9 protein-coding genes and 1 pseudogene are annotated in these 13257 nt (G+C 48.3%); all 10 read left to right on the top strand.

What is annotated here, in order from left to right; all coding sequences use genetic code 11:
* Positions 1-775, top strand: a 775-nt coding sequence (locus QM657_RS08810) for a hypothetical protein (RefSeq protein WP_415066254.1), incomplete at its 5' end; no start/stop codon positions are given.
* A gap of 30 nt (positions 776-805) precedes the next feature.
* Positions 806-3100, top strand: coding sequence for a BTAD domain-containing putative transcriptional regulator (locus tag QM657_RS08805; protein WP_415066252.1), 2295 nt, complete (start codon positions 806-808; stop codon positions 3098-3100).
* Positions 3101-3128: 28 nt separating this feature from the next.
* Complete coding sequence (locus QM657_RS08800; protein ID WP_415066251.1) at positions 3129-5177, top strand: ATP-binding protein; 2049 nt, start codon at positions 3129-3131, stop codon at positions 5175-5177.
* Between the two features lie 23 nt (positions 5178-5200).
* Positions 5201-6034 (top strand): hypothetical protein, encoded by an 834-nt coding sequence (locus QM657_RS08795; RefSeq protein WP_415066250.1) that lies wholly within the window; start codon positions 5201-5203, stop codon positions 6032-6034.
* Positions 6035-6147: 113 nt separating this feature from the next.
* Complete coding sequence (locus tag QM657_RS08790; RefSeq protein ID WP_415066249.1) at positions 6148-7890, top strand: phage tail sheath family protein; 1743 nt, start codon at positions 6148-6150, stop codon at positions 7888-7890.
* 26 nt (positions 7891-7916) lie between these two features.
* Complete coding sequence (locus QM657_RS08785; RefSeq protein ID WP_415066248.1) at positions 7917-8339, top strand: phage tail protein; 423 nt, start codon at positions 7917-7919, stop codon at positions 8337-8339.
* Positions 8340-8365: 26 nt separating this feature from the next.
* Positions 8366-8740, top strand: coding sequence for a phage tail assembly protein (locus QM657_RS08780; protein WP_415066246.1), 375 nt, complete (start codon positions 8366-8368; stop codon positions 8738-8740).
* Positions 8741-8757: 17 nt separating this feature from the next.
* Positions 8758-8916, top strand: a pseudogene (locus QM657_RS08775) (DUF6760 family protein); the annotation flags it as partial.
* Between the two features lie 22 nt (positions 8917-8938).
* Positions 8939-9529: a phage tail protein gene (locus QM657_RS08770; RefSeq protein WP_415066245.1), complete on the top strand. Its 591-nt coding sequence runs from the start codon at positions 8939-8941 to the stop codon at positions 9527-9529.
* Positions 9530-9543: 14 nt separating this feature from the next.
* Entirely contained in the window at positions 9544-13083 is a 3540-nt protein-coding gene (locus tag QM657_RS08765; RefSeq protein ID WP_415066243.1) for a hypothetical protein, read from the top strand.
* The last annotated feature ends 174 nt before the right edge of the window (positions 13084-13257 follow it).

The following is a 13257-nucleotide window of genomic DNA, read 5'->3' as shown; positions in this document are numbered from 1 at the left end:
GCCGAATGTGGAAGATGCGCCAGCTGGAGCCGAGGAAGGACCAGCCGGAGCGGATAGAGAAGTAGAAGACCTGGTGGATATGATCGCATCTTCAGATAACGTTTCGGAGGAGCCGAATGTGGAAGATGCGCCAGCCGGAGCCGAGGAAGGACCAGCCGGAGCCAATGGAGAAGTAGAAGACCTGGTGGACATGATCGCATCTGTGGACAACACTTCAGAAGAACAGAATAATATAGAAGATGTACCAGCCGGAGCGGATGGAGAAGTAGAAGACCTGGTGGATATGATCGCATCTTCGGATAACGTTTCGGAGGAGCCGAATGTGGAAGATGCGCCAGCCGGAGCCGAGGAAGGACCAGCCGGAGCCAATGGAGAAGTAGAAGACCTGGTGGATATGATCGCATCTACGGACAACACTTCAGAAGAACAGAACGTGGAAGATGTACCAGCCGGGACAGAAGAGAGCCCAGCCGGAGTCCAAGGGGCATTGGCTGGAATCAATGATGGGAGTTCGGGGGGCAATGCAGGCGACATACTGAGTCTTTTGGGCGGCCTTTTTGAATTGGTAAGCAGCATTCTTGGTATTCTGGGTGCGATAGGCCAGCTTGCCAGCCTTGGAGGCGGACTCTTCGATGCCATCAGCGGAGTTGGACAGGCACAGGGCGGGAGTTCAGAAGCCCCGGACAGTTCGTCAGGCAGTGCGTCCGAAGATCCACTTTCTCTGTTGAGCATATTAGGAAAAGGTATGGGTGGAGGCGGCTCCAGCCATCCGTAGTGATTCATATAGGCAAAAGGGCATTTGACTATGGAAAAACATTCAATTCAGCTTTTAAAACAAAAAAAATTACATCCCAAAGAATGCAGGTATAGCCTGGAACGCACAGAATTGCTGAAAAAGCTTCTTCATACAGAGGCTTCTATTATGATGCTTCACGGGAAGGCGGGATATGGAAAGACAGAGCTTATCAGACAGTATTGTCAGAGGTGTTCCGCGGCATCCTTTTGGTATACTCTGGATTCCTCCGATAATGATGTGTGGAAGTTCCTGTCTTATCTCGACTGCCTGTTTTTCGGGATATTTCAAGAATATCAGCCTTCCTCTGAACCGGAGGGCGTACAGACCCGTTTTCTTCATATACTTTTAAAGGCTTGTGAACAGCTTGAACAAGATGAAAATCGCCGGTATGTGATGGTTTTTGATTCACTGGAAGCGATCCGCAATGATAAAATCATGGATATATTTAAGAAGATGGCTTCCAGTCTTCCGGAGAATTTAAAGCTGGTTTTTATCACCAGGGGCAGTGTGCCGGATTTTATGTTCCGGCATGTGATGAAGGGAACCTGCCTGCTTCTGGATGAGACTGATCTTGCCTTTGCGGAAGAAGAACAGCGTACTCTGGCAGGGAAGATGCTAAGCTGTAACGGGGAGGAAGCAAAAAGGATTCTTGGACAATGTGCCGGAATGTTAGGAGGATGGCCCGCCGGACTGGTTCTGGCTCTTCTCTGTATAGAGAAACGTCAGCTGAACGGTGAAGCTGTCAACTGGTCTTATCTGTTTCAGGATTCCATGATTAACAGTTTCATGTCCAGTGAAATATTCCAGGAGCTTTCAGGGGAAGAAAAGGACTTTCTGATCAGTACGTCGGGCATGCTGGAGTTGAAGCAGGAGATTTGTGACCGTGTCCTGCAAAAGAACAATTCAGGAGCCATGATCCGAAGTCTTTTGAAAAAAAATCTTCTCCTTTCCTGCGGAAAGAATGGAGTCGGCAGAATCTGCCACCATGAAGCGATCCGTCTGTTTCTCAAGGAAAGAGCCGACAGTGCCCTGCAGGCGGAGCTTGCCAGGAAAACAGCGGAGTATTATCTGGAAGAAAAGGATTGTTTCCAGGCTGTCAGACAGGCTGTGGACATCGGATATACCGCCTTGATTATAAAAGTGATGGAGGTGTACGGCAGTGAGCTTCTGGGACGGGACGGGGATCAGATTCTTGGCCGCTGTGTTCGGTATCTGGAGGAAGATGTAAATATCATGGGCGAAAAGCCGCTTCCGGAGCAGAATATAACGCCCCCTGATCCGGAGGTACTGGGAATCGCAGCACAGTATTACTACAAGTCAGGAATACCGGAAAAGATGGAACGATACCTTAACCGGGCAGACAGTTCCTTTGGAAAAGAAAATAAATACGGTATGTACCGTGGACTTTATAAGGGTCTGCTGAAATATCAGGAGGATCCCTCTAAATACGAAAAGCAGATCAGCAACACCATGTTTTTATTGGAGGAGAACCGGTACGGCCTTCCGTATCTGAAACAGGAGGAGCTTGCAATTTTAGACCGCCTTGAGGATGAGAAAAAACAGGAGAAGCCCGGGGCGTTAAGAGTGACCTTTTTTGGAGACTTTCAGGCGGTGGTGGTAAAAGAGCAGAAGCCGCTTTCCTGGAGAACGAGAAAGGGAAGCGAACTGTTCGCCTGTCTGGTGGAGCTTAACGGGCGTGCGGTGGGAAGAAAACAGTTATTCCAGAAATTGTGGAGTGAGGATTTGCCGGATAATGCTGTGACCATGCTCCACAACATGTTTTATAATATCCGAAAGGAACTGTCTGCCTATCATATGGAGGATTTAATCCAGTACAAAGAGCGGCTGTACTGCATCCGTATGGAAACCATAGAAACGGATCTGGCGGAAATACGCAGTCTGTGTGCTTTGATTGATCAGAAAAAGACAGAAGAACTGAAGCTGCATAAGGAGCGTTTTTCCACTTATTGGGGCCGGTATCTGGAGGACATGGACAATCAGAGGATTGCGGAACAGAGGGAGTATTATGACACCCGGTTTTTCATGGGATGTGCTGTATTGGCAGAGGAATCGGCGGCAGCCGGACAATATCCGGAGGCCATCCGGTTTTTGAAAAATGCCATGATGATCAACAGCTATTCGGAGGAACTGGCGGGGAGCCTTTTGAAATGTTACGGAGCCATGCAGAATTTGAAACTGGCTAAGTCGGAATATGAACGGTTCACTTCCCTTTTGGAAAGGGATCTGGGGCTGAAGCCGGGATGGGAACTGGCGGAGATCTACAGGAAGGTAATGAATGCGTAACGGCTGAGGATAAAGGAGCGGGAAGACATTGATATTATCTACGCAACAGCAATACATAGAGGCCGTCCGGTATTTGACGGCGCAAAAGATGAAGCTGGCATCTCTGCGGTCATTGGACTCTGCCCGGGAGAAAGACGGGGAGGAAGCCGGAAGGCTGGCGCAGGAACTGGAAAAAGAGGAAAACAGTTTTTGGGAAGAGTCAGGGAAGGAACTGGAAAAGGGCTTGTTCATTCCCCTGGAATATCTTTGCCGGGTTTTAGGGTGTAAAACCTTTGAACGCCACGTTCTGCTTCTGGCTCTGGGCTATGAACTGAATCCCCATATGGGTGGAGACTGTGCTTACCTCCATGATGACAGGGAACGGAATTACTTAACTCCCTGGCTGGCGGAAATTGCCTGGCACGAAAAAACAGAATTGCTTCATCTTTGGGAAGCCTTTGGCGGAGAGTCGTCTCTTATGCAGCTGTTTTTTCAGCGTGCGGAATCCTCCTCCCCCTTTATGGAACAGCGTCTTCAATTAAACAGCAGGATTCGCTCCTTTCTTTTATGGGATCTTGGGGAAGACAAAAGGCTGAGGAGGATTCTTACCAGATGGGAGCCGGATAAGAAGTTGCCTCCTCTCACCAGACAGCAGCCGGATGCAGCCGCTCTATTAGAGGAAGGAATCCGGGTGGTGGAGTTATACGGAGCGGAGGGAAGCGGAAGACGTTTCTGTGCGGAGACGGCCTGTGCCAGGCTGGGGCGGATGGCATATTTGATCAGGCTGGAGGAAATGTCTGTACACGGAGAGCCGCCGGAACGTCTGGCCGACAGGATTCTGCTGGAATGCGTGATATTTCAGGCAATACCGGTGGTCATGATACCGGAGTATTATGAGAAAGAGGAGCTGGAGGTCTGGAGGAAAGACTTTATACTGCCTCTTTCCCAGGTGCAGGGTCTCATCTTTCTCATCAGCCAGAATCCTCTTCCCACCAAGCTGACCGGGGAAGAGACAAAGCGGCTGGTGCTGGAAGTCCGTGATTTGAGTCTGCTGGAAAAAAGGGAGGTATGGAAACAGGAGGGAACGAATTATTCCCTTGATCAGGATATCCATGTGGAAGAGATGGCCAATTTGTTTCATTTCACCTATGGAAGAATCAAGGAAGCTTTAAGGAATGCGGAGAGAGAGGCAAAAAGCCAGGGAAAGAAGGTCATTGACAGGGAGCTGCTGCGGAAAGGCTGCTACAGTCTTTTTAAACAGAATCTGGTGAAAAAGGCTGTCAGGATGCCGACTGTATACAGATGGGAGGATCTGGTGCTGCCCGCATTTCAAAAGGAAACCATTCTGTCTGCCTGCAATCAGGTAAAACATAAGCATAAAGTCTATGAGGAATGGGGATTTGACCGGAAGATGCCCTATGGGCGCGGGGTCAGCATGATTTTTGCGGGGGCGCCGGGTACAGGAAAGACTATGGCGGCTCAGGTATTTGCCGCTGAACTGGGAATTGATCTTTATAAAGTGGAATTATCTGCTGTGGTGAGTAAATATGTGGGTGAAACAGAAAAAAATCTGGAGGAGATTTTTGAACAGGCCCGGCAGAGCCAGATTATCCTGCTCTTTGACGAGGCGGATGTGCTGTTTTCCAAACGGACAGAGGTAAAGGAGGCCAATGACAAGTACAGCAACATGGAAGCGGCCTTTCTTCTTCAGAAGATGGAAACTTATGACGGCGTGACCATTCTGGCTACCAATCTGATCCAGAATTTTGATGAAGCATTTAAAAGAAGAGTAAAGTTTGTCATTGACTTTCCGTTCCCGGATTTTGCACAGCGCAGGGAATTGTGGGAGAGAGCCATACCGGCTCCAATGCCGGTGGGAGAGCTGGATCTGGATTATCTGGCATCAAGCTTTGAACTGTCAGGAAGCGGCATCCGCAATATTGTTCTCCATGCAGCCTTTCTGGCGGCGTCTGACGACAGGAAAATCGGGATGAAAGAGATTCTTATGGCAGTAAGAAATGAATTTGCAAAGAGCGGAAAGATTCTTACAAAGGAAGATGTGGGAGAGTATCACATGCTTTTGCCTGATATCCGATAACCGGCATATGGAGGTGGTAGAAGGTGTTTTGTCAGCAAGAGAAAAAAAGACAGCCATCCTCCGGCTGGCGGAGGAATTCGGAAGGGATATTTCAGGCTAAAACCTCTGTCTCCAAAGAACAAAAGAAGGACCTTGCTGGATACGTTTCTTACCGGGAGGAAAGGAAACGGGTGAAGGAGTCCCTTCGATTTGAAAATTCCTATGGAACCGTTGCTTTCGGCGCAGATGAGCGGGGAGGACTGATGATATTAGCCAGTGAGAAGCGGCGTCATAACAGTCAGGGAATTACAGAGAAGGAAAAGACTCTTTGGGAAAGCCGTCAGACGGAACGGCTCATGGGACAGGGAAGAGTCATTGCCAATGCCGGAGGGCTGAAGGAGGGAGCCTTTGCTTTTCAGCATCAGCCGGGTGATTCCCGTTTTGAGATGATGAAAAGGATGAAGCAGTATGCATCGGCTCATGAACAGGAGACTGTTCGCCGGATGATGCCATTTCTGTCGGATAAGGAGGATTTGGACAGGAAGCGATGTCTGGAAGAAGCAGCAAGAACCATGAGGGAACGGGGAAAGGAATTTTGGGCCGGCGAACTGAACCTGGCAAGAGAAAATGAAGAACAGCTGCTTCAGCAAAACCGTCAGATGGAAAGCTTCTTCAATCAAAAGCTGGTACAGGCTATGAATGAGGTGAAAATGGAAACTCCCCAAATCTCCAGAAGTCCGTTTCTTATGTCTCAGCTTATGTCAATTCTGGTCAATGCCTTATTGGATCAGCAGGATGAAAAGGAAGATGAAAAGAAAGATGAGGCAAAGACTGACGAAAATAATGGAGTTTCTGATTCGGAGTCAGAAAAAAAATAAAAAAATTGGATTGTTTATAAAATTGTATATAACAGACTCTTATAATATAACAAAAAGCAACAGGAAGGAGGAAACTGGTTTCATAGAAGTTATCCTGTGGAACCGGGAACAATATGGCAGAATATTTATCACCAGGAGTATATGTCGAAGAATTTGATTCAGGTGCCAAACCAATGGAAGGTGTGGGTACCAGCACGGCGGGATTTATCGGATTGGCGGAAAAGGGGCCGGTTTTGGGCTTGCCGCAGCTGGTAACCAATTTCGCAGATTTTAAAAGGAGCTATGGCGGATATTTATCAGAAAATGAATTTGGAAATTACCGTTTCCTGGCCTATTCGGTGGAGCATTTCTTTATCAACGGAGGAGCCAGATGCTTTATCAGCAGAGTCGCACCATCCGATGCCAAACAGTCCATGGGATTTATGCCTTCCAAGGAAAAAGCGGTTGTCCAATTGATTGCAAAGAATCCGGGCATCTGGGGGGACAGGGTAACGGTAAGTGCGGCTCCGGCCAGCAAGGCTAAAACACAAGTTCTGGAAGTGATTGAGAGCGGAAGCGGGAAAAAGTACCGGGTAAAGAACGGAGCAGGCTTCCTTCCGGGCGATGTAGTCGTCTTTACAGGCAGAAATGAAGCAAATCCGGAATACAACAGGGTGGTTGCCAATCAGGATAATATCATAACGTTTGAAACAGAGTTTACCGGCGATGTAACGGATAAAGACCTTCTTCCGTCCAAAGTTATTTCAACCTGTGAAATCAATCTGGAGGTTAAATACGAAGATTTAATAGAGACGTACGAAAATGTATCCTTTAACGTATCTGCTTCCACCTACCTTGACAAAAAGACTGCAAAATCCGATCTCATTATTGCCGAATACGTTGGAGAAAAATCCGAATTGCCGCTGTCACCTTTTGATGAGCTCACTTCAGAGGGTGCTGCGCCAAACGTGACTGTGCTTTCCGGCGGCAGCAACGGCTCCGTCAGCAGTATTTCCGCGTCAGACTTCATTGGCGTGGACAATGGAGCGGGAAGGAGAACCGGCATCCAGTCCTTTGTGGATAATGATGTGGTTTCCGTTATGGCAGTTCCTGGAGTGACTGATCCCAATGTCCAGCTGACGCTTGTGGCTCACTGTGAAAATCTGGGAAGCCGCTTTGCGATTCTCGATATCCCAAGAGAATCGAAAAAGGTGCAGGATGTCATTGCACACAGGGAAATTTTTGACAGCAACTATGCAGCCCTTTATCACCCCTGGCTGGAGGTCTTTGATCCGCTGGATAAGAAGAATGTGGCTATTCCTCCCTCTGGTTCCATGGCGGGAATCTATGCGAGAAGTGATAACACCAGAGGCGTGCATAAGGCTCCGGCTAACGAAACAGTAAGAGCCTGTGTGGGACTTGACTGCCAGTTCAATAAGGGCGAACAGGATATCTTAAACCCCAAGGGTGTCAATTTGATCCGTGTATTCCCCGGACAGGGAATCCGGGTGTGGGGAGCCAGGACTGCCTCCAGCGATGGAAGTTGGAAATACATCAACGTCCGCCGTCTGTTTATTTTCATAGAAGAGTCTATTAAGGCTAACACAAGCTGGGCTGTATTTGAACCCAATGATGAAGTTCTGTGGGTGCGTGTGCAGAGAACCATCAGCGTGTTTTTAACTAATTTGTGGAGGAACGGCTCGTTGGCAGGAAGTTCTACGGATGAAGCCTTTTTTGTGAATATCGGCAGATCCACCATGAGCCAGGATGACATCAATAACGGAAGGCTCATCTGCGTGATCGGTGTTGCACCTGTGAAACCGGCTGAATTCGTAATCTTCAGAATCACTCAGAAGACGAATGAAGCGGCAGAGTAATCATATAGAGAAAGGGGAATATTCAGATGGCTTACCCACATGGTAAATTCAGATATAAAGTAGAAATTGACGGATTGGACGCAGGCGGCTTTTCAGAAGTGAGCGGTTTTGACGTATCCATAGATGTTATGGAATACAGAGAGGGAGACATGGTTCGTACTCCCATGAAGCTGCCGGGGCTTAGAAAATACAGCAATATCACCTTAAAACAGGGTCTTGCAGATTCCATGGTTCTCTATGACTGGATTATTTCAGGCGTAGACGGTGCGGCAGACAGAAAGACAATTACCATCACCTTACTGGATGAAGAAGAGGCTCCGGCCGCTTCCTGGCAGGTGATCAATGCATGGCCTATGAAATATACGGCTCCCGATTTTAATGCAAGCTCTTCTGAGGTTGCGATTGAAACACTGGAAATCGCACATGAGGGAATGGTTCGTGTTTCCTAATGTCTATGTAACAAGGAGGTTTTGCCATGCAGGCGTTTGAGACAGAATTTAACTTCACTTTGCCCAGAGGGTTTGTGGACAGGGACGGCACTGTACATAAGGAGGGCGTTATGCGCCTGGCCAATGCGGGGGATGAGATACTTCCCTTGCGTGACCCAAGGGTTCAGCAGAATCCGGGGTATCTGACCGTCATTCTCCTGGCCAGAGTGATAACCAGGCTGGGAACCCTTCCCACTGTGGACACCAATGTGGTGGAGAGGCTGTATACTATGGATCTGGCCTATCTCCAGGATTTATACCAGCGGGTGAATACCATGGAAATGCCGGTATATAAAACCATCTGTCCGCATTGCGGAAAAGAGATTGAGGCTCCCATAAATTTTATGGAAGCCGGTCTGTAAGCACTTATCCGGCAGATAAAATTTATGAGGAAGTCGCTTTTATTGCATATTATATGCATTGGCCCCATGAAGAAATCATGAGGCTCAATCACAGGGACCGGCTTAGATGGTGCAAGGAGATATCGAAAATCAACAGCAAGCTGAATCAGGAACCGGAGAATGTATTCAAGCTTTAGATTAAGGAGGTGAGCGGGGACTATGCCGATTATCAACGGAAAAAAAAGATATATTCCGGAAGCAGAAGCCGGTGGGGCGACGGAGAAAAAACGATACCAGCCGCAGCCAAAGGGAAGCGGCACACCGGCTCCTGTCAAGCGATATGTAAAGGCACAGAGTCCGCCGGCCTCTTCTTCTGTCAATACGGAAGCTGCAAAGGATTTCATAGGCTCTTATGAGTTTGATGTACAGCTTGACACGGTTCAGGTGAATTTCAGCAGGATTACCAACATGGGAAGCGAGATAGAGACAGAGGTCTTTGTAGAGGGAGGAAACAATGATTATCCCATTATAAGGAAGAAGCCCAGCCGGAGTCCGGATATTATTATTTTTGAAAAAGGCATGCCCCGCACCTCCAAAGGCAGTATTTTTGAAATTCTGCGAGAGGGAATGAAGCTCACCAATATTCTTATTTTTGTAAAAAAAGCGGGCAGTATTGTAAAGATTTACGGCATTGATGAGGGTCTGATTCTCTCCAGGAAATTCACGGATTTGGATGCCGGGTCCAGCTCGATTTTCATTGAAAAGCTGGAACTGGCACATACGGGAATATCGGAGATTGACCCTCCTTAACGAGGTGACAGGAATTGAATGATAAAAAGCAGGGAATTATCCGGCCATTTCCGGTACCTGAAACCTTTATGGGTCGGGGTGCCAGACTGGCCGGTTTTTCACAGAGAATTCTGGATAAATATGCGGTTTCAGGAAATTATCCCTGGAATCCTGCGGTGATGCAGTTTCTGATGCACAGCCATGAGGAAGAGCATCAGAACACGGAGCTGGCGGAAACCCTCCATATAACCATAAATCTTCTCCGCCTTTATTTAAGTCAGAGCGAGAGGAGCAGAGAGATATTGGGAAATCCCCATATCTTTCTGACAAATCTGAAGCAGAATATTGAGATGAATTTAAATCTGCTCCGGACTGGCGATGGAACCTTGTCTGAGCTGCTCCGGTCTCTGTATGTTACCGGGCACCGGATGGGAGAAGAGGAACGGGAACGGGTGTTTTTGCAGTTGGAGCAGACAGGTATCGGGAAACGCTGGAAAGAAGGCAAACGGCCGGATCCGCCTGGGTTTATTCTCTGTTCTGTGGGAAAGCCATTTGAGCATATGATGACAGCCGTCTCCGTTCACAGATATATGGCAAGGGGAAAGGAATTGTTTCGTCAATCAACGGAACGTCAGCAGAAAGAATTTTATACGACTATAATGAGGGATTATGTTGCAGGAAGAACAGAATCCCTTATTCGGGTATTTCTCAGGAGAGAGCTTAAGTCCTCTGAAAGACAGCTGGTGAAAGAATATGTCAGACAGATGGGACAGGCAGAGCTGATTGGAGATATACGGTATGATGATCCCTGGAAATATGAGGAAGCTGCAGGAAGTCTCCTTCGTCAGATCCAGTCTGCAGGGGCAGTCCGAAGCCGGGAGGAAGAGGAATCGGTTCTGCATAAGGGGAATGTGCAGTATGGTCCGGACAGGCTGACGCAAATGGAGATGCTGGAAAGGGCAGATGACGTGTCCGCTGTATCAGTTCTGCTGGAGGCTGGAACCCAGGTATACCGTTTGGAAGAAACTGTTTTGAAGGCTGTACCGGAATTGCTGGCAAGACTGCCCCAAACGGTCTGTGAAGTTTGGTCAGAAAATGCAGATAGCTGGATTTTCCGGGACGAGACAGGAGCGGCCGGGCGGGAGCTGCTGCTGGCGGCGTGGCAAAGATCGGAACTTAAGGCCAGGAGGAAACTTCTTGATGAAGTGACTGAGGCAGCGGCTCATGCCGCCCTTTCCTTAAAGAACTGGGAGGGGGATGAGAACGGAGAACCGAGTGAATTAAACAGAATAAGAGAAGGACTGGATCGCATAAAAGAATATGATATCGGGTGTACTCGCATGCTTGAAACTATTCAGAGCCAGGTTCCGGAGTGGAATCAGGTTTCGCTGGAATATTTGTTTTCAGGGAACGTAACAGGATTGGGAAAACGATCGGAGATAGAGAAGCAATCGGATGCGGAGAAACGCTGGGAGGCAGAGAAGCGGTCGGATGCGGAGAAACGATCAGAGGAAAAGCAGCGCTGGGAGGCAGAGAAGCGATCGGATGCGGAAAAGCGATCGGAGGCAGAGAAACGCTGGGAGGCAGAGAAACGCTGGGAGGCAGAGAAACGCTGGGAGGCAGAGAAACGATCGGAGACGGAGAAACGCTGGGAATCGGAGAAGCGATCAGAAGCAGAGAAGCAATCGGAGGCAGAGAAACGCTGGGGGGCAGAGAAACGATCGGAGGCAGAGAAACGGTCGGAGACAGAGAAGCAATCAGAGGCAGAGAAGCAATCGGAGGCGGAGAAGCGACCGGAAACAGAAAAGCTATCGTGGATTTTGTCTGATACCTGGGAACAATTCTGGAATGAGACTGTGGACTGGATAAGAAATATGGAGCGTACCTGGATGCAGGAATTGCCGGAACTGGTTGTGAAATTGCCGGAAGCAGTTTACAAAACTGCGGCAGAGGTTATGGTGAAAAACCTGCCTGTGCGAACTGCTCCTGGGAAGGAAGACTCTATAGAGGGAGGCTCTGCAGGAGGAGGTTCTGCAGAAGCAGATTTTATACAGGAAGGCTTTGTAGAGGAAGGCCTAACAGAGACCCGGCATATTTCGTTGCTGTGGCAGTTTGCAAGTCCGGAAACCAGAAGTCAGGTTCTTGCCCGGTTATGGGAGACCGTGAGCCATGCCTTTTATTCTTATGAAGATAATGAGGAGAAGGAACGGCTCAGAGAGGCATCAGAACGTCTGAGTGAAATGAAGGAACAAAACAGCCAAAGTCTCCGTCTGCTGGAGATCATCCGGAGCCGTTCGTTTGGAGAGCGTGTGTTTTCAGAAAATAACTTGTCTGCTGATGCCGATATGTTCCTTGGGAGCAGCCAACTGTCAGATTCTCTGCTTGCAGTGAGCGAACAGGCCGGAAAGGAAGCTGAGGCATGGGAAAGTCATACTGAAAGCATCTGGATGCAGGAATTGCAGGAATTAATTATGAAGCTGCCGGAACCGGTTTACCAGGATGTGGCTGCGGCTGTGGCAGAGAAGCTGAATGCAAGGATAGAATCTGGAGAGGGGGCCTTTATAGAGCGTCGGGAGCTTTTGCAGTCGTGGCAGAAAGAGAGTCTGGAATATCGCAGAGAAATACTCAATCAGACGTGGGAGACTGTAAATCAGGCGGCAGCTTCCCATGGAAGCGGGACGGAAAATGGGAATGAAAGCTATGAGAAGGAAAGGCTCAGAGAGGCGGCAGAACATTTAAATGAAATGAGGGAACAGGCAGAACAAGAAGCTGAGGCAGGGGTGAACCATGTTGAAAGTATCTGGCAGAAGGAATTGCCGGAGTTGATTATGAAGCTGCCGGAGTCGGTTTACAAAACTGTGTCGGCAGACTTGCTGATGGATCTTTCCGTACAGCCAGGCCCCAGGGAGGAGAGTTTCGGGGAGCGCTTGGAGCTTTTGCAGGTGCTGAAGGCGGTCAGTCCGGAAAACAGAAGACAGATTCTTACCCAGGTTTTAAATATAGTGAACCTGTCGGCATCTCAACCCAATATCCAGACTCAGGTTCTAAATGCTGAGGGCTGGATAAACCGTATTGAAAACAGCTGGCAGGAGGCATTGCCGGATTTACAGCTTGTACGGCAGATTACAGGAAATAAGACTGTATTGCTGGACATAGTCCAAAATCAGATCAATGAATTCCACAGTGCTGAAACGGCAGATTATGTCCATGCAGCACAGGAAAGGGAGAAGCAGGAAAAGACAAAAGGCCAGGGATATGCCCCCATATCTTTCATGGTTCATGCAGACCGGCAGCAGGTTCAGGAAAAGAATGAAACAGCCAATAAAAACCTCGAAGAGATTGCGGTGCTGGAAACCAGAATTACGGCTCAGGAATACGTGATGGATCAAGAAAAACGCCAACTGGAAAATTTGAAAAAAATGCTGATCGAACATAGGGATGAGATGAAACATGTCCAGGAAATACAGAACTCATTTCTAAAAAACAGCAGCAGGTCTGATAAGCTGACCAGAAAAACCATGGATCAGATCAAAACGGAGCTGCGTTTGGAACGGATACGTCACGGTCTGGATTGAAGGTAAAATGCCGGAAAGAGTAAATTTCAGAGGGAAGAGTGACTGAATCAATTGTGCAGTCGCTCTTCCCTCTGAATTTATCATAACACATATCACCGCCAACAACAAGACTGTTTTTCAGATTCCGGTTGTGTTAGAATTTTTACCATAGCGGTTCGGGGCTCAGGTTTCCTG

Origin of the sequence: Lacrimispora sp., from assembly GCF_047605665.1 — a bacterium.
Lineage (GTDB): Bacteria > Bacillota > Clostridia > Lachnospirales > Lachnospiraceae > Lacrimispora.
The sequence above is the reverse complement of the archived record's forward strand: the minus strand, read 5'-3'. Positions and strand labels throughout refer to the sequence as shown.